The sequence below is a fragment of the Persicitalea jodogahamensis genome (assembly GCF_014651615.1).
GTDB classification, from domain to species: Bacteria; Bacteroidota; Bacteroidia; order Cytophagales; family Spirosomataceae; genus Persicitalea; species Persicitalea jodogahamensis.
Genome location: NZ_BMXF01000005.1, coordinates 19,067 through 37,338 on the forward strand (window position 1 = coordinate 19,067; position 18,272 = coordinate 37,338).

Here is an 18,272-nt window from a genome sequence, read left to right on the forward strand (position 1 = left end):
TACTTGAGTCGGAAGATCAAACCGTTTCGGTTGCCAACTCTCTTTTTTCTTCCAGCTCGGGGTCGACTTTCTTGTTAAACCACTTCTCCCGCACCCGCTCGTTGACGTAGTACATGCAGGGTACCAGTAGTAGCGTCAGGACAGTCGAGAAGGTCAGACCAAAGATAATAGTCCAGGCCAAAATGTTCCAGAACACCGCACTGTCGCCACCGATGAAGACATTGGGGTCAAAGTCGCGGAACAGGCTCACGAAGTCGATAGTAAGGCCTAGAGCCAGCGGAATAAGGCCCAATACCCCCGCTGAGGCGGTCAGCAGTACGGGGGTGAGCCGGATGGCCCCACCCTCAATGATGGCCTCACGTAGCGGATAGCCACGCTCCCGCAATTCGTCGATGAACTCGATGAGCAGGATACCGTTTTTCACCACGATCCCCGCCAGGGCAATAATGCCCACGCCCGACATGATGATAGAGAACGTTTTGCCGAAGGCCATGAAGCCCAGCAACACCCCGATCAGCGAGAGCAGGATCGTGAAGAATATAATGAACGGCTTCACCACGGAGTTGAACTGCGTCGCCAGAATCAGGTAAATCAGCAGGATAGCCGCACCAAACGCACCGATGAGGAACGTCATGGATTCCTCCTGATCCTCCTGTTCTCCTCCCATCTTGACGGTATAGCCGTTGGGTACATCTATGTTGTCCACTACTTGCTGGATTTGGGCCACGATTTCGTTGGCATTGTAGCCGGGCAGCACATCCGAACTCAGCGTAACGATACGTTCCTGATCTTTACGGTTGATCTGGCTGAACGTGGTGGAGTAGTTGATGTCGGCCACTGACGAAATAGGTACCTGACGAAGCGCGCCTCCACTCACCATGTCACGATAAACGATGTTCATGCTCAGCAGACGGTCGATCTGGTCGCGGTCGTCTTTTTTAAGACGAACCATAATCGGGTACTCGTCTTCGGCGTCGCGGAACTTGGATACCTCGGTGCCGAAAAGGGCAGTACGCACCGCCAGGGCAATTTGCTGGGAGCTAATGCCTTCACGCTGTGCCTTGTTCCGATCAATGTTGATCGTGATTTCAGGCTTATTGGTTACCAGGTCGGTACGAAGCTGGTCGATGCCCTGAATACCGGACTCCTGCACCTTCTGTAGTACCTCCTTTTCCAGTTTTTGCAACTCAACGAAATCTTCACCCAGGATTTCGATGGAGATGGGTTTACCCGTAGGCGGGCCCGTCCGCTCACGTTCCACCGAGATTTCAGCTCCCGGGATGTCCGTCAATCCGTCGCGGATTTTGGTCAGGATTTCCTCGGTCGAACGACCGTCGCGTAGTTCATTTTTAACAAAAGCCACCGTTACTTTCGACTTGTGCGGCGTGGCCGAGCGATCAGGATTGGTAGGGTCGCCGGCGTTTTTGCCAACGTTGGAAATCACGGAGTTGACCATACCCATGGCGCTCTCTTTCTCCAATACGTTGAATACCTTTTCCTCAATCACCTTCGTAACCGAATCCGTCACCGTAGCATCGGTGCCGACAGGTAGTTTGTTATAGACATACACATAATCGGGGTCGCCGCTGGGGAAGAAAATCACCTTAGGTTGCACGATCCCCATGATCACGAAAGTAATGACCAATAGCACCACACTCGCCGCAATGGCCCCCACCGGACGCCAGCCTACGATGAGCCAGCGGATAATTTTGCGGTAGTTGTTGCTCAGAGCGGGCAGGAAACGATCCTGAAAGGGCACCAGAATTTTGGGTGTCAGGATATAATAATTGAATACGTACAGGGCCAGAATGAAGACAATGAAGTTGCCGATGCCCCGGTCTACAAAGTACCCGACCAAAGCCGCCGCCGCCAGCACGATCATAGGCCGACGAATCGCCTTGAAGCTCTGCTTTTCGTGATCTTCCTTGTTTTCATCATGCCGCTTCATGAACGACACCGCAAAGACGGGGTTCATGACGTAAGCCACGAATAATGATGACATCAGCGTCAAAATCAGTGTCAGGGGCAGGAACTTCATGAATTCGCCCACAATCCCGGGCCAGAACAGCAGAGGGAAGAAAGGCGCAATGGTGGTGAGTGTACCCGAAAGTACCGGAATGAACACCTCGCCCGCCGCTGCCTTTACAGCCTGTTTGATTGTCCAGTCTTTATGCTGGTTAAACAATCGGTGAGTATTCTCGATCACCACGATGGCGTCATCTACCACTAGCCCGATTCCGAGCAGGAAGGCAAAGAGAACGATAGTATTCAGAGTAAAAGCCGTACCGACGATCGGCCCGATGATCGGCATCAGTGTGAACGCTACCAAAGCCGACAGAGGCACGGCCAGGCCGACAAAAATAGCGTCGCCCACGCCCATGAAGAACATTAGCACCAGCACTACGAATATAAAACCAAGAATTACGGTATTGACCAGATCGTGCAGCTCTGCTCTGGTCCGTTCCGACTGGTCGGCGGTAATCAGAATATCCAGCCCCTGGGGGAAGCGCGTTTCCTGGTAGTCGGCGATGGTTTCCTCAATGCGGTCGGAGGCTGCAATCAGGTTAGCTCCGGCGCGCTTGATAACGTTCAGCGTAATAACAGGCTTGTTGTCAAGCCGGGCAAAGTCTTGTTGCTCCTCGAAGTTGTCGCGCACCTCGGCCACGTCACCGAGACGCAACACCGCACCGGTGCTGGTACGCAGGCGCAGATCGGCGATCTGGCTCACGTCCGAAAACTCGCCTTTTACACGCAGTGTCCGGCGCACACCGTCTACGGGCAAATCACCGCCCGAGACGTTCACGTTTTCGCCCTGCACGGCAGTTTGAATATCAAAAAACGACAGTCCGGCAGCCTGCATCCGGGGCAAATCCACGTTGATCTGAATCTCGCGGTTCAACGCACCCACGATATCCACACGGCTGATTTCGGGCATGGCCTCAATGGCATCCTGCAAATCCTCGGCGTACTCTTTGAGCTGTTTCAGCGAGTAATTGCCCGCGATGTTGATGTTCATGATCGGAAACTCCGAGAAGTTCACGTCCTGAGCCGTAGGGCCTGAGTCGAGCTGCTGCGGCAGGTCGCGCTTGGCTTTGTCGAGGGCATCGCGCACCCGCTGTAAAGCATCTGATACATCTACGTCGGGGTTGAACTCCACAAGTATCACCGATACGTCCTGCAAGGCGTTGGATTTGATACGCTTGACGCCCGAAATGGACTTCAACTGCTTCTCGATCGGTTTATTGATGGTGTTTTCCACATCCATCGGAGCCGTGCCAAAATACACCGTGTTAATGTACACCTGTGGTATTTTGATATCAGGAAACTGCTCCTTGGGCAGGGTATTGTAGACCAGCAACCCCGCCAGCGTGATGATAAAAGTGAAGATATAGATCGTCGTCCGGTTCTCCACGCACCAGTTGGTGAAGCCCAGGGTCTTATGATCGTCTAACTTATGATCTTCGGATTGTTTCATGGATTCTTATTTGGGAATTAATGAATGAGTGAATGTCGGAATACTAACCTCGCTTACTCGCATTAGCCGACCTAGTGAATCCAGATGCCAGGTACTGGCATCGCCGGGCGACCCCGTCCGACATTCACCGCACGGGTCACCCCGCGATTCCGACTTTAATAAATTACCGCCTGCCCGTCCGCCACCTCCTGGTAGCCCTGGGTGATGATTTCGTCGCCGGCTTTCAAACCTGCCAGAATTTCGATTTGGCCATTATAGCTCAGGCCGGTTTTTACCGTTCTTGATTTGGCAACTTTCTTACCGCCCTCGTTTTCGGCTACATAGACTACCGTACCATTCTCGGTACTTTGCACCAGGTTTTGGTCAATGACAAGCGCATCTTTTTTCGTGGCATCGTTAATCTGTACCTGCGCCAGCATATTGGGCTTGAGCGAATTGCTCGAAGGCAGGTTAGCCTCGATGCGGAACGTCCGTGTCAACGGATCGACCGTCGTGCTCACGAAAGTGATGCGCGCCTTATATTCCTGGTCGAGGTCGGGAAATTTGACGATCACCTCATCACCTTTCTTTACGCTGGCTACGTAGCTATCGGCTACTTTGGCCACAATTTTCAGGTTGCTCAGATTCACGACCCGTGCGATAGGCGCACCCGGTGCGGCCATTTCACCCACCTTGGCAATAACCTGGTCCACCACACCACTTATCGGGGCGGCGATATTGGACTGCCCGAGCTGGGTGTTCAGGGTAGCGATTTTCTTTTCCAGCGCTTCCTTATTGTTTTTCGCCTGCAGGTACTGAATTTCGGTACCGATTTTCTGCTCCCACAGCCGGGCCTGTTTCTCGTATACGGTATTGGCAAGAGCCAGCTGGTTTTGTACTTCAGCGATAGATTCCTTCATCACGCTATTGTCCACGCGTGCCATGGTGGCACCCTGTCGCACGTAATCGCCTTCTTTTACCAGCACCGAAGTCAATACGCCACCCGACTTTGGGCTTACCATCACGCTGTTCTTAGCGTCTACCGTTCCCTGCACTTCTACGTAATGCTGGAAGTTTTGGCTCAGTACCGGCGACACCGTCACCGCTTTGGCGCGGTCCTCGCGCTTGCTCGTCGTGTCCAGTTTGGCCACTTCGGTCTCCAATGCCTTAATTTTCTGATTCAACTCGCTCTGCTCGCTTTTCAGCTTGGCCAGTTCGGCCTGTTTGCCGGCCAGACTATTGTCTTCTCCACCGCCGCAAGCTATTAGCAGAAAAGTAGTAACCGCAGCAATTAATATGTTGTTTGTTTTCATTGTTTTAGGGCTATCGGCTTTCGGCTGTCAGCCATCGGCCTTTTTTACTTGGATAAATACTGGACTGTGTACTGTGTTGTTGGTGATACATAGCATTTGCTAAGTATTTGCCGGTTGATACGCATTGAAAAGCCGACAGCGCGGGCTGCCCCGTGCCGATAGCCGACCGCCGAAACTACTCCTCGTACAACTCCCCCCTGGCTTTCGACAGATCGACCTTGGCGATCAACACGTCGTAGAGGGCGGCGAAGTAGTTGGTTTGGGCTTCTTTAAGGGATGACTCGGCGTTGATAACCTCAATGTTGGAGCCGACGCCTTCCTGGTATTTGATTTTGGAAACTCTTACTACCTCTTCGGCCAGATCCACATTGCGCTGCTGCGTTTCGAGGGTTTGTAAAGAATTAGTCAGTGTAATGTTAGCCTGCTGTACCTGAAGGTCAATGGACTGCGTGAGCAGATCACGGCCTACTTTCACTTTATCGGAGGTAATCTGAGCTTGCTGCAATTGGTACTTTTTGGTCAGGCCGTCAAAAATCGGGATCTGAATGTTCAGACCAATAGCAGAATTGTTGAACCATTTCTGACTAAATATTTCGCCAAAATTATTACGGCCGCTATTGTATCCGTAAGATGCGAAAGCCGATGCTGTGGGTAAATAACCCGAGCGAATTCGCTTGATGTCAAGTTCGGCCAACTCTCCCTGTGTGTTCAACAGCGAATATTCAATGCGCTTGCTGTAATCCACAGCATTGCTGATGGGAGCGGGCAAACTGTTAGCGTCGCTTTCGTCCACAATATCGGTCAAAACAATCTGGTCGGTCAGCGGCATTCCCATCTGGAACTTGAGCAAAGTATAACTCAACTCAATCAGATTTTGCACGTTTTGACGCTCCGTTTTCAGGTTGTTCAACTGCACCTCCAGACGGTCTACATCTATCTTTTCCACAAAACCAGCCTCGAAAGTAGCCCGCGTGTCGCGCATCAGCGTGTCAAGGCGCTCGATATTGAGGTCAAGTACCTTGGCCCGCTCCACGGCTACCTGCGCCGAGTAGTAGGCCTTGGTAACAGCTTCGGCTACGGTTACCTTCGACTGGGTAACATTTTTCTTCGCGAGTTCACGGTAAGTCGCCGCCGCCCTAAGCCCTACAATATAAGAACCACTAAAAATCAATTGATTGAGAGTAGCCGACACGTTGCTTTGGTACTTTACTCCGAACTGAACTGCCACCGGAGGGTCATCGGGCGAGCCACCGCCAATAAAGGCTGGTAAAAACGCTGTCTGAATAATGAGGTTATCTATTAATCCGGCAGTAGCGCTGACCTGCGGCAACCCCGCCGCTCTGATTTCCCCGATTCTTGACTCGGCGGATTTAGAGTCGAGCTGGGTATTCTTAATGTTGAGGTTATTCTTGATTGCGTAATCAACAGCCGCTTCGAGGGTGTAGGGTGTTTGGGCCTGGGCCGGATCGACCGCCAGCAACCCAACCAGAGTCAATAGTCCGACTACGTGGGTGAATAGTATTCGTTTCATTTTTGATTGGCTTCTAGTACTGATTTTTCTGCGTAATTGTTGTAAACTTCAAATCCCTGGTCGGTCAGGATGCCGCGCAGGAAATGGTGGATAAGCTGGACGTGCACCTCAATGATGGCAAACTTCTGAGGCGGAAAAATGGCCGGGTCGAAGGCCATCTCGATTTGCTCTACCCGCATTCGGGCCAGCACATCCACATTGATGTCGCTGCGGTAAAGTCCCGCCTCCATGCCGCGTCGCAGATTGCCGCTGATCCCCTGGATGATGTGCTCATGTTTATGTTTCTGGAACAAAGCCCAGGCTTTTGGGTGGTACTTTTTCAGGTCGTTCAATAGTACCGGACTGACTGTGGCGAAACTCGCCCGGATATAATCCGAAGTCCGCATCACTTCCTCAATCGGGTCGCTGGCCTCGGCTTCCAGCCGATCAATGTCGGTTTGTTCGCAATCCAGCTCACGTTCCACGACCTCCTTCACGATGGCATCCTTGTCGTTGAACTGCTGATAAATCGTCTTCTTCGAAATGCCCAGCTCCTTGGCTATGTCGTCCATCGTGACGCTTTTGACGCCATAGCGCCAAAACAAATCGACCGCTGCTTTCAGTATCCTCTCTTTCACGCCGCAAAGTTGTAGTTTTCCAAGGAGAAAAACTAAGGAAACTTTGAAAAGATTCTTAGTTTCTGGCTAATTTTTTATAAATCCATTACCCGGTACTTCCAATCGGAACGACATGAAAAAGAGTAAATATCTACCTGCTAGATCATTAAGACAAAGCAGCCGAAACTTCGAGTTTTGTAATAACACACTACTAATTCTGTAAGTGCTTGTTCAATAAAAATTTAACAAAAATATAATTTGTATTATATAAAGATAATATTGCATGCCCCAGCAGACTGTACTGTAAAATGGCATATGACTGAATTCACGCTCTCAAATGTATACAGGGCCACTCCGCACCGCAATCAAAAATGTATAAATGAGGCTGTTCGGAGGATGAAACCGGTAAAATTCGGGATGGAGTGGTATGGCCGGAATGATTTAGGGATGGATTTCGTTTGGAAAAAGCGCACGTTTTGGGCAATTTTGCGGCCCGCTAGCGTTGTTCACCATCAGCCATTTAATCACTTTTTGCCCCACACAGAAGAATGAAAAGCTACATTGACCTGATTCAGCAAACTTTTGAGTTTCCGACGATGGAATTCCACGTCAATGAGGACAACGAACTGCTGTTCAACAATGTACCCCTGATGGATATCATCGAGGAACACGGTACGCCCCTGAAACTGAACTACCTGCCTAAGATTGGCGAACACATTGAAAACGCGCGAATGTTTTTCCGTAATTCTATCAAGCGTTTCAATTATAAGGGCAATTACACCTACTGCTATTGCACAAAGTCGTCGCATTTCAGCTTCATTCTGGAAGAGGCGCTCAAGCATAACATTCACCTCGAAACCTCATCTTCGTTCGATGTTCCTATTATCCGGGAGCTGTACCGTCGGGGCAAGATCAGTAAGTCCACTTTTATTCTGGCCAACGGTTTTAAGCGTCCGCTTTATACGCAATACCTCAGTGAGTTGATCAATGAAGGTTTCAACGCCATCCCGATCCTGGACAATCTGAAGGAAATCGAGGCCTACGAAAATTCCACTACGGCTGAATCGGTAAGTTTCGGTATTCGCATCGCGACCGACGAGGAGCCTAATTTTGCGTTTTATACTTCACGTCTGGGCATCCGGTACAACGACGTCAATCAGCTATATAAGGAAAAGATCGAGTCGAATCCGCGCTTCAAGCTGAAGATGCTGCACTTCTTCATCAATTCGGGCATTAAAGACAGCGCGTATTACTGGAGCGAGCTGACGCGCTTTATGTTCAAGTACTGCGAGATGCAGAAGATGTGCCCTGATCTCGATTCCATCGATATTGGCGGTGGATTGCCCATCCAGACTTCTTTGCAGGCTGGCTTCGACTACCAGCAGATGATCGATGAAATCATCGAAAACATTCAGTGGATTTGCAACAAGAACAACGTTCCCGTTCCGCACATCTTTACGGAGTTCGGCAGCTACACCGTCGGTGAGAGTGGCGCGGTGATTTACAAAGTCATCGACAAGAAACTCCAGAATGATAAGGAGCTATGGTACATGATTGATGGCTCGTTCATCACCCAACTGCCCGATTCCTGGGGGATGAACCAGAAGTACATCATGCTGCCGATCAATAACTGGGACAATCCGTACCAGAAAGTCAACCTCGGCGGCCTAACCTGCGACTCGCAGGACTTCTATAACAGCGAAATGCACAGCTCCGACCTGTACATGCCCATCATCGGCGACGACGAAACGCAGTACATCGGATTTTTCCATACGGGTGCCTACCAGGAGTCGCTGGGCGGCTATGGCGGCATTCAACACTGCCTGATTCCGGCCCCCAAGCACGTGCTCGTGGATCGCGACCCCGAAGGCCAGATCACGACCCGCGTTTTTGCCAACGAGCAGGACAGCGAAAGTATGCTGCGTATCCTGGGCTTCCGCGACGAGTCCTACGTGCAGCCACTGCCACCTGCGGACGACGATGACAACGAAACTTCTACCGAAGACAAAAACGGCAAATCGAAAAATGGCGTGTCGGAAGCCATTGCCCCGAGCAAACCCAAACCCGCCAAGAAAACGGAAGAAACCGAACTGGCCGGGGCGAAAAACTAATAGCCGGCATAAGCAACACGTAATTTGTTCGTTATAAGCCTGCTGCCGTTTTTTATTTTTAAGCCGAAGCCTGCCCACACTTTCGGTACAGTATTTGTTCTGGTAGGAACAAGGTCCCTGACTTTCAACTAACTTATTTGATACTAATGAAAAGATTATTCGCCCTTGCTGTCTTAGGAGGCATGCTTTTTGCCACCTCCTGCACCCGCAAGCAATGCCCTGCCTATGGCTCCAGCCAGCCCGTAGCCGAGCAGCCCGCCGCGCAGCGGGTTTAGAGAGCAATCTTTCCTGCTCTCATCCTTTCCTTCTTTTCTCCCTTGAATGAAAGCTAAGCTTTCACGCCCAGATTTTCTCATTCCCTTTTGCCTGTTCCTGATTACGCTGGCGGTCAACGTATCGATGCCGCTGTTTCGGCCCTACGCAGCAGCAGCGGGCTACAACAATGGGCAAACGGCCCTGGTACTGGCGGCTTACATCCTGGGAATGCTGCCCTGCTACGTCTTCCTGGGCGGCGTGTCCGATGTCGTCGGGCGAAAACCCATTCTGCTGCTCAGCCTGTTTTTTGCCCTCGCCGCCGATGTGCTGATTACCATTTATCCCAACGTCCATGCGCTGGGATTTTGTCGTTTGTTTCAGGGTGTCGCGCTGGGACTGAGCATGGGAACGGGTACCGCCTACCTGGCCGAGTACCTGCATCCTGATCCCAACGCGGCAGTTCGGGCGGCCAACGGCGCGTCGCTGTCCACCGCTTTTGGGTTTAGCGGGGGAGCGTTCATTACAGCCATCGCGCTGCTGTTTTTCTTTACGCTTCGTCCGGTCACGTATTATTTTGTCATTGCCCTCACTGCTGTCGGCTTGGTGGCGGCATTTTCATTGCCGAATCTGAAACCGATTGGTGGCAAGGTACTTCGCCTGCCGTATTTTCCCGAAGGCTGCTGGCCGATCAACCTTTCCATTGCTATTTGCTGGGCGGCGGGGGGTATTGTCATTGCTGTGCTACCGAGTCAGTTGGCGACGTTTGGCTACACGGCTTATGCCGGATTCTGCCTGGTGCTGGTCAACTGGACCGGCGCATTTCTGCAGCCCTGGGTGCGGCGCAATTTCCAACCCGCTACCTCGCTGCGCATTGGCTTCGGGTTGATGCCCGTAGGCATGGGGCTGGTAGTTTTGGGAAGTTACCTGACCAATATTTTTGTGATTCTGTTGGGAACGGCCATTATTGGCTCCGCCGCCTACGGTTTCAGCTACCAGGGTGGGCTGGCTCTGATTTCGCAACTGGGCGGCACCCAAAGGGCGCGAGCCGTGGCGGGTTATATGTTCACGGGCTACGTCGGCTTCGGCATCCCGGCCATTGGCGTAGGGTACCTGGCCGACGCCTTTGGCCTGGTAAATGGCCTGCTGGCTTTTGAAGTGGCGGTGGTAGCGCTAAGTCTGTATTTATATTTGACCTTTCGGGTAAAGGCGACGGTCACTAAGCTGGCAAAGCCGTAGGTCACAGATTTTCATGGAGTGAACTCCGACCAATTCAGCTTAGAATTATGCCTGCGGCTTCACTTAGATCTTTCGCCTGATAATCGCCCAAATCACCTTCCTTCGCTTTTTCTCCGATAAAAATCGTCCGTACGCCCGCTTTCCGTCCGGCCTGAACATCCGAAAGACGATCGCCGATCATCCAGGATTGGGCCGGGTCGATATCGTGTTTGGCCATTGCTTTCTCGATCATGAGGGAGTCCGGCTTGCGCCGCAGCGAGCGGGAGGAATGTTCGGGATGGTGCGGGGAAAAGTACAGGTCGTCCAGCGTGACGCCGCTTAGTTCCTCAATCAACCGATTCACTGTCTTCACCTCATTGGCGGTATACAGTTTCTGGGCGATACCCGCCTGATTAGTGATTACAATCAACAGATAACCCGCTTTCTGTAATTTTTGCAAGGCTTCGGCCACGCCTTCGATCAGAAATACATCCTCAGAACGATAGGTGTAGTACTCTTCATCAGAATTCAGAACACCATCACGATCCAGGAAAACGCATTTATTTTTCATTTATAAAAGATTTTCTTTCAGCAAAAAGAACAATGGTAGTTTGCATAAACTACCCTTTCCGAGTACCTTCCCTTCTCCATCACTCATTGAGATGAACTTTATCCAAATCAAAGAAACATGCCTGTATGTGAGCGATCTGGCACGAACCCGTGACTTCTATGCCGGTCAACTCGGGCTGGAAGTTATTTCGTTCGTCGAGGACAGCCACGTATTTTTCCGGGCGGGTAGTTCGGTGTTGCTTTGCTTTCTGCCCAACGTATCGCGGGTCAAGGAATCACCGCCACCGCATTATGGATCGGGGAAGCTGCACCTGGCCTTTGAAGCCCCCGCCGGACAGTACGAAAACTACTTACGGGAAATTCAAGAGCAAGGCATCAACGTGTATCACCACGAAACCTGGGCGCGGGGGACGAAGTCGTTTTATTTCGACGATCCCGATGGCCATGTTCTGGAGGTACTTGAGCCGGGCGTTTGGGATTAGACCTGCGAAAATTCCTTCACAGCGTCGATAAAACAGCGGACATTGTCGGGCGGCGTGTCAGGATAGACGCCATGGCCGAGATTGGCGATGTACTTTTGCGTCCCGAACTCACCGACCATGCGCTTCACCTCGGCGCGGATCTGGTCGAAGCTGCCGTACAGGGCGCAGGGATCCAGGTTGCCTTGCAGGGTTTTGTCAGGAATCATTTGCCGCGTTTCGGCTATGTCCATATTCCAGTCCAGACCGACCACGGAGCAAGCCAGTTGCCCGATTTCCTGCCGGGCAAAGTACGCGCCTTTGGCAAACACCGTCACGGGCACTTCGTTGATCGCATCGCAAATCTGCTTGATGTATGGGAGCGAAAACACGCGGTACTGCGCGGGCGAAAGGATTCCCGCCCACGAATCGAACACCTGCACCAAATCCACTCCAGCCCTGATTTGGGCTTTGAGGTAGGCGATGGTGCTGTCCGTGATTTTCTGGAGCAAAGCGTGGGAAAATTCGGGATCGGTGTAAAGTAGTTTCTTGGCCACCGAAAAGGTTTTGGAGCCTTTGCCCTCCGTCATGTAGCAGAAGATCGTGAACGGCGCGCCCGCAAAGCCAATCAAAGGCACCCGCCCATTCAATTCTCGCTTCACGATTTTCAATGCGTCGGTCACGTAGCTGAGATCCGCCTCGGGGTCGGCCACGCGCAGCGTTTCCAAATCCGACATCGTCTGCACCGTGCGCGGAAAGACCGGACCGCGCTTTTCGACCATTTCGTAGGGTAGCCCCATCCCTTCGGGAATTACCAGAATGTCGGAAAAAATGATCGCCGCATCCACACCCAGAATATCCACGGGTTGAATCGTGACCTCAGCGGCCATCTCGGGCGTGGTGGCAAGTTTGATAAAACTACCCGCCTGTTCACGGACTTTCCGGTACTCGGGCAGGATGCGCCCAGCCTGCCGCATGGCCCACACGGGCGTTCGCTCCACTTGTTCGCCCCGCGCGGCGCGGAGCAGAAGATCGTTTTTTAGATTCATGGGGCAAAGGTAGGGAACGGGCAATTACCAGACTTTCAAATTGCAGGAAAATGCCCCCAAAATCTTGCAATCTGAAAGTTTGACTTTCAGATTGCAAGAAAAAGCGCCTTAAAACGTGTAATTAGAAAATCTGTACACTTGTCAGTCTGAGCGTAGTCGAAGACCTCCCTAAAACTTCAAATTCAACCCCACCAGAAAATTCCGTCCCGCCTGCGGATAATAGAAATTCTCCTGCACCCGTCCACCCGCGATATAGCCGAAGGTGTAGCCGTTGGAAGCGTAGGTTTCATTCAGGATGTTGTTGAAAAGCGCGGTGACGCTGATTTGCTTCGCCCAGTTGGGGGTGAGCGTCCAGATGAAGCGGAGGTCGTTGGTCAGGTAGGCGTCGAGAGTACGGTCTTCGCTGGATGTGTTGTCGAGGTACTGCTTGCCGACGTACTTGGTCAGTAGGGCCAATTCCACGTTTTTTAAGGGCATGTAGGTTAACTGGCTCCCCACGATCACATTGGGCGAGAAGGAAATGTCCGTCTTGCCGTGCTGTATTTCCTGGTAGCCGCCGTTATCGTAGTCCACGACGTACTCGGTGAAGTTGGCGATCTTGTTCTGGCTGAACGTCGCATTGGCGTTCCACTTCCAGCTTCGGTTCAGCGCAATTCCGCCTTCCAGTTCCAGGCCCATGCGGTAGCTGTTCGGTACATTCACCCGGATGGAGTTGCCCACGTCGTTGACCTGCCCGGTAAGTACCAGCTGGTTTTTATAATCCATGAAATAGTAGTTCGCCGCGAACGCCAGCTTGCTGCTTTGGGTGCGGAAGCCCGCTTCCAGGTCGCGCAAGGTTTCAGCTTCGGGCTGGATTTGCCGGGTCGATTCCGTGAAATCGTCGCGGTTGGGTTCGCGGTTGCCGATGCTGTATGAGGCATAGGCCGTGCTCCGCTCCGAAATCTGGTAGTTCAGCCCCGCTTTGGGGTTGAAAAACGTGTAGGACTGGTCGAAATCCTGCTGCCGCCGCTGGTTGTCGTCACCCAGAATTTTGTGCTGCACCTGTCGCACCTGCACATCGCCGAAGGCATTCAGCTTTTCGGTAAACTGGTAATAGACTTTTCCGTAAAGGTTAAAATCGGTTTTGGTACCCGTGTTCTCATAGTACCGCTGCCGGATGCTGCTGTTGCCGGCGTAGCGCGCCCAGATTACCTCGCCGTAATGGTCGCCGTCGTACTTGTTCAGACCACCACCAAAGTTGGCCGTGAGCTTCCTGAAGCTGTTATAATCCAGCGAGAAAGTGGTGCCGTAGAAGTAGTTGTCCAGCCAGCGGCGGCGAATCAGATCGGTGCGGGTTATCGTATCGCTACCTGCGATGACATCCGGAATTTTGTAGTTTCTGAGTCTGTCATCGTCGCGGTACTGTTCATAATACCCCAGACCGCGGACCACGAAGCCGTTCACGTTCAGCGTCAGGTTTTTGTTCAACGTGTGCGACGATACGAGCTGGTAGTGATCCTGCTTGTAGTTATCGACCTCGTTGTCGTAGGTGTAGTAGTTATAAGTACGGCTATCCGAGTTCAGCAGATTCTGTGCGTCGCGCTCATTGAGGCCGTTGCGCTCGATGTAGGCCAGCATTCCTTCTCGGTCGCCGTTTACGCGCGATTCCGGCGAGCCGTACCACGACTGGTAGGTGACTTCCTTGCCCGAGAAAACGTTGAGCCGTACAAAACTTTTCTTGCCAAAGTACCCCCCCGACAGGTAGTACGAGCGCAGGTCGCTGCTGGCGCGATCCACGAAGCCATCGGACTTTACCTGCGACAGCCGGGCGTCCACCGTAAATTTGCCGTTGAGCAGACCCGTCCCGGCTTTCACCGTATGCTTGCGGGTGTTGAACGAGCCGTAGGAATTGAGCAGTTCGGCATAAGGCTCGCGGCGAAACTCGTTGGTACTTACGTTGACCGTCGCGCCAAAAGCGCCGGCCCCGTTGGTGGAAGTACCCACCCCACGCTGGATCTGGATACTACTGACAGAAGAGGCAATATCGGGCATATTAACCCAGAAAACACCCTGACTTTCGGCGTCGTTGTACGGAATTCCGTTTACAGTCACGTTGATGCGCGTAGCATCGGTGCCCCGGATGCGGATACCCGTGTAGCCCACACCTCCACCCGCGTCGCTGGTGCTTACGAGCGAAGGCGTGAAGTTGAGCAGCACGGGCAGGTCCTGACCCAGGTTCTGCTTTTCGATGGCCTCGGCAGTCACGTTGGAATACGCCATACCGCTGCGGTCGGTGACGCGCGTCGCGCTGACGATCACTTCATCGGCATTGAACACTGAGCGTTGGAGCAATACGGTAAGTTCCTGGGGGAAAGTGCGCGTGGGTACTTGTACGGTTTCGTAGCCGACGAAGGAAATTTGGATGTTTTCGACGCTGGCGGGAACGTTGGTAATCGTAAATCTTCCGCTGGCATTAGTAGTGGTACCTTGATAGGCTCCTGCGCGGATACTGGCGCCTGGCAGCGGGCTGCCATCTTCGGCGTCTTTGACTAGCCCGCTAAACGTTTGCTGGGCAATGGCAGAAAGGCTGAGTCCAAAAGCAAGGAAACAGGCTGAAAGATAGGTCGTAACTTTTCGCATGGCGAATTAAAGTTGACGATAGGCTAGGGGCCGAACCCATCTTGGGTTAAATAAAAATTAAATAAAGCTGAACGTTCGCCAATCCGAGGAACTTGTTTTTGTTGTGTTTACAGAAGTCAGAAACTTGGCTTCCGAGCCTGGCCAGGCGATTCACACGGATTGGATTTTCGTCTCTTCCCTTCGCCGGAATTACCCGAATCAGGTTCAATGGGTATGATCTCAGCCCGTTCGGTAGGGCACCCCTTATGAGATTTACTGGCGCAAAATTAGAGGAGTGCGGGAAGAATTACTAATCCGGACAGCGAAAATTTTATTCGGAACTTTTATTTTTTATTCAATGTATATACATTAAATGTTATTACATACATAACTGACCAAAACTATGAACTCCCTGATTAATGGCATCCACCACGTCACTGCATTGGCAAGCGATGCGCAACGAAACGTTGATTTTTACGTAGGCATCTTAGGATTGAGGATGGTCAAAAAAACCATCAATTTTGATGCCCCCGACGTTTATCACCTGTATTATGGCGATGAAGTAGGCTCACCCGGCACGATCCTGACTTTCTTCCCTTACGCCGGTTTGGTGCGGGGCCGCAAAGGCATCGGCCAGCTGACTTACACGGCCTTTTCTATCCCAACGGCTTCGCTGAGTTACTGGATGGATCGGCTGACCGAGTTTAATATTCCATTCTCGGGTCCGTACCGTCGCTTCGACGAAAACTACCTGCGCTTCGAGGATTACGACGGCATGGGCGTGGAATTGGTGGCAACATCAGCCGACTCGCGCCCCGGCTGGGACAATGGCAAGATTCCGGCGGAATACGCCGTGCGGGGCTTTCACACCGTATCGCTGAATCAACGAACGGTGGATCGCACCGTGGCCCTGCTCACCGATCCGATGCAGCACACGCTGGTGGCCGAGGAAAACGGCATTCTCCGCTTCCAGGCCGGAGAAGGCGGACCGGGAAATTTTGTGGATGTAGTTCATGCACCGCAGGACACGCGGGCGTTGCAGGGCGCGGGGTCGGTACACCACCTGGCTTTTTCGACCGATACCGACGAGAGCCAACTTGAAATCCGTGAGCAGCTATTGTCAGCGGGTTATCAGCCGACCGAAGTACTGGACCGCCAGTATTTCCATAGCATCTACTACCGCGAACCGGGCGGAATTCTGTTCGAAATAGCTACCAACCCACCGGGCTTCGCCGTGGATGAGGCTCCCGATGCCCTTGGCACGGCACTTAAACTACCCGAGTGGTACGAGCCACGCCGGGCCAAAATCGAAGCGGAATTGCCCGAGATAAAAATATAGGGAGAAAATCAGGAAAGGGGAATGAATGAAAGTTCTTCGGCCACCCGGCGGTCGAAGAACTTTCATCAGGATATCAAACATAAAATCAAAAGAAAGACCATGAACTTGCAGCACAACCCCAATAATATCGTAATCAAAGGTACACCGCTGGAAACTGCGAAAAGAGCCATAGTAATGCTCCACGGACGCGGCGCGTCGGCGCGGGACATCCTGTCGTTGACGGACTATCTGGAAGGAGCTGATTATGCTTATGTTGCCCCGCAGGCCACGCAAAGTACCTGGTACCCTCACTCATTCATGGCGCCGACTGAAGCCAACGAGCCGGGACTTTCCTCAGCGCTGGAAGTAGTCGGAAAGATCGTAGCAAGACTACATGATGAGTTCGGTTTTGCGCACGAAAACATATTTTTGCTGGGATTTTCACAAGGCGCATGTTTGAGCTTGGAGTACGTCGCCCGGAACCCGCTACGCTTTGGCGGGGTTTTCGGACTGAGCGGCGGCTTGATCGGTCCGGAAAATCAACTGCCGGATTACGCAGGCGATTTACAGCAGACACCCGTTTTTCTGGGTTGCAGCGATGTCGATCCGCACATTCCCAAAGTACGCGTTCTGGAATCGGAGCAAGTTTTCAAAGGCCTGAATGCGAACGTCGTGACAAAACTTTACAAAAATTTTCCGCACAGCGTCAACGATGATGAGCTGGAAATTGTTAACCAGGTTCTGACTACTACCGTTTTCTGAGGAGTTGGAATCAAGCATATACTAATACAGGAAAATACCACTATTAACATCAGCAGAAATGTCCCAATTCATGGTAGAAATAGAACTGCCCGGTACGATGACCGACGATTTTGCCCGTCGGGTTCCGGCACAACGGCAAATGGTCAACGACCTCATGGAGCAGGGCAAGCTCACGTCTTACGCCCTGACGACCGACCGCACCAAGCTTTGGTGTGTATTCAAAGCCGAAAGCGAGATCGAGGTGATGAGTATGATGTCGGAGTTTCCCCTGATCGACTACATGAGTCCCACCATCTCGGAACTGATGTTTAATAACGTCGTCGCCCTTAGGCTGCCGTTATTTTCATTAAATTAGGTTTTTTGAGTCACCCGATTTTCCACAACCCTTTTCGTTTTTGGCGGGAAGGGTTTTTGGGTACTTTTGGTTTTCCACTTTTACTTGCCAGAATGCTTTATCTTCGTCGATGTAATTCCCGCCCTTTCCTGACCTGGCTCATGCTTTGGCTGGGATGGGCTGCACTTGGGCTGGCTATTTTTAGCTGCCGCTCCAACACCGATACAGATTCTTCGAAACCTGCCGGCCTCACGGAAGCCATTGTTTCCGACACCACACAGCCTGATCCGGCCCCGCTTGATATTCCCGCCGCCCGCGACTCCACGGCTCCCAAAGCCCCCGCCGTTCGCACCAGCAAGCAGGAGACCATTCCGCCGAAAGTTTTTGAAGTACTGGACTATATTCGTAAAAACAACCGTGCTCCCGAGGGCTATGTGGGTGGTCGCAGGTTCGGTAATTTTGAAAAACTGCTTCCTCAGAAAACCCCGGCCGGAAAACCCATTCAGTACCGCGAGTGGGACGTAAACCCCCGGCAGGAAGGCCAAAATCGCGGTTCGGAGCGGTTGGTGACGGGTTCGGATGAACGCGCCTGGTTTACTCGCGACCATTATAATTCGTTTGTGGAGGTGAAAAAGAAGAAGACTGTTTTAGAACAATAAGCTAGATATTCCTCTTTTGATTCTTTACTAAGAACTTTGTCCCCTCATG

The 18,272-nt window shown here is 52.0% G+C and carries 15 protein-coding genes and 1 riboswitch; of the genes, 8 read left to right on the plus strand and 7 right to left on the minus strand.

Annotated features, from left to right (window positions below):
- Nucleotides 1-16: 16 nt before the first annotated feature.
- The 4 genes from IE117_RS21380 to IE117_RS21395 form a co-directional block, all read right to left on the minus strand.
- Nucleotides 17-3,475 carry an efflux RND transporter permease subunit gene (locus IE117_RS21380; protein WP_189567066.1) on the minus strand — a complete coding sequence of 1,153 codons (3,459 nt, stop codon included), beginning with the start codon at nt 3,473-3,475 and terminating at the stop codon, nt 17-19.
- 155 nt (nt 3,476-3,630) lie between these two features.
- Complete coding sequence (locus IE117_RS21385) at nt 3,631-4,767, minus strand: efflux RND transporter periplasmic adaptor subunit (RefSeq protein WP_189567068.1); 1,137 nt, start codon at nt 4,765-4,767, stop codon at nt 3,631-3,633.
- 175 nt (nt 4,768-4,942) lie between these two features.
- Complete coding sequence (locus IE117_RS21390; protein ID WP_189567070.1) at nt 4,943-6,298, minus strand: TolC family protein; 1,356 nt, start codon at nt 6,296-6,298, stop codon at nt 4,943-4,945.
- On the minus strand, nt 6,295-6,915 hold the full coding sequence (locus IE117_RS21395; protein ID WP_189567078.1) for a TetR/AcrR family transcriptional regulator: 621 nt from the start codon (nt 6,913-6,915) through the stop codon (nt 6,295-6,297). The genes IE117_RS21390 and IE117_RS21395 overlap by 4 nt, the downstream gene beginning before the upstream one ends.
- A gap of 527 nt (nt 6,916-7,442) precedes the next feature.
- Here IE117_RS21395 and IE117_RS21400 point away from each other — a divergent pair.
- From IE117_RS21400 to IE117_RS21405, 3 genes are all read left to right on the plus strand, one after another.
- Entirely contained in the window at nt 7,443-9,005 is a 1,563-nt protein-coding gene (locus IE117_RS21400; RefSeq protein WP_189567080.1) for a type III PLP-dependent enzyme domain-containing protein, read from the plus strand.
- Nucleotides 9,006-9,151: 146 nt separating this feature from the next.
- Nucleotides 9,152-9,280, plus strand: coding sequence for a hypothetical protein (locus IE117_RS26440; protein ID WP_262893119.1), 129 nt, complete (start codon nt 9,152-9,154; stop codon nt 9,278-9,280).
- A 46-nt stretch (nt 9,281-9,326) separates the two neighbouring features.
- Nucleotides 9,327-10,496: an MFS transporter gene (locus IE117_RS21405; RefSeq protein ID WP_189567082.1), complete on the plus strand. Its 1,170-nt coding sequence runs from the start codon at nt 9,327-9,329 to the stop codon at nt 10,494-10,496.
- A 34-nt stretch (nt 10,497-10,530) separates the two neighbouring features.
- On the opposite strand, the gene IE117_RS21410 is transcribed toward IE117_RS21405, so the two are convergent.
- A complete protein-coding gene (locus tag IE117_RS21410; protein WP_189567084.1) occupies nt 10,531-11,046 on the minus strand; it encodes a D-glycero-alpha-D-manno-heptose-1,7-bisphosphate 7-phosphatase in 516 nt (171 codons plus the stop codon).
- A gap of 91 nt (nt 11,047-11,137) precedes the next feature.
- On the opposite strand from IE117_RS21410, the gene IE117_RS21415 reads away from it, so the two are divergent.
- On the plus strand, nt 11,138-11,527 hold the full coding sequence (locus IE117_RS21415) for a VOC family protein (protein WP_189567086.1): 390 nt from the start codon (nt 11,138-11,140) through the stop codon (nt 11,525-11,527).
- On the opposite strand, the gene hemE is transcribed toward IE117_RS21415, so the two are convergent.
- Both hemE and IE117_RS21425 read right to left on the minus strand, forming a co-directional pair.
- Entirely contained in the window at nt 11,524-12,552 is a 1,029-nt protein-coding gene (hemE, locus tag IE117_RS21420) for a uroporphyrinogen decarboxylase (RefSeq protein ID WP_189567088.1), read from the minus strand. The two genes, IE117_RS21415 and hemE, sit on opposite strands and share 4 nt — an antisense overlap.
- Nucleotides 12,553-12,720: 168 nt before the next feature.
- Nucleotides 12,721-15,171 (minus strand): TonB-dependent receptor, encoded by a 2,451-nt coding sequence (locus tag IE117_RS21425; RefSeq protein ID WP_189567090.1) that lies wholly within the window; start codon nt 15,169-15,171, stop codon nt 12,721-12,723.
- Between the two features lie 158 nt (nt 15,172-15,329).
- A riboswitch (TPP riboswitch) is annotated at nt 15,330-15,425 on the minus strand.
- A 128-nt stretch (nt 15,426-15,553) separates the two neighbouring features.
- On the opposite strand from IE117_RS21425, the gene IE117_RS21430 reads away from it, so the two are divergent.
- The 4 genes from IE117_RS21430 to IE117_RS21445 all read left to right on the plus strand — a co-directional run bounded on the left by IE117_RS21430 (nt 15,554) and on the right by IE117_RS21445 (nt 18,223).
- The gene (locus IE117_RS21430) at nt 15,554-16,489 is read left to right on the plus strand and encodes a ring-cleaving dioxygenase (RefSeq protein WP_189567092.1); all 936 of its coding nucleotides are present in this window, start codon (nt 15,554-15,556) and stop codon (nt 16,487-16,489) included.
- Between the two features lie 21 nt (nt 16,490-16,510).
- Nucleotides 16,511-17,230 (plus strand): alpha/beta hydrolase, encoded by a 720-nt coding sequence (locus tag IE117_RS21435; protein ID WP_308439296.1) that lies wholly within the window; start codon nt 16,511-16,513, stop codon nt 17,228-17,230.
- A gap of 58 nt (nt 17,231-17,288) precedes the next feature.
- Nucleotides 17,289-17,585: a muconolactone Delta-isomerase family protein gene (locus IE117_RS21440; RefSeq protein ID WP_189567094.1), complete on the plus strand. Its 297-nt coding sequence runs from the start codon at nt 17,289-17,291 to the stop codon at nt 17,583-17,585.
- A gap of 92 nt (nt 17,586-17,677) precedes the next feature.
- A complete protein-coding gene (locus IE117_RS21445; RefSeq protein WP_229581262.1) occupies nt 17,678-18,223 on the plus strand; it encodes a guanyl-specific ribonuclease in 546 nt (181 codons plus the stop codon).
- Nucleotides 18,224-18,272 lie beyond the last annotated feature (49 nt).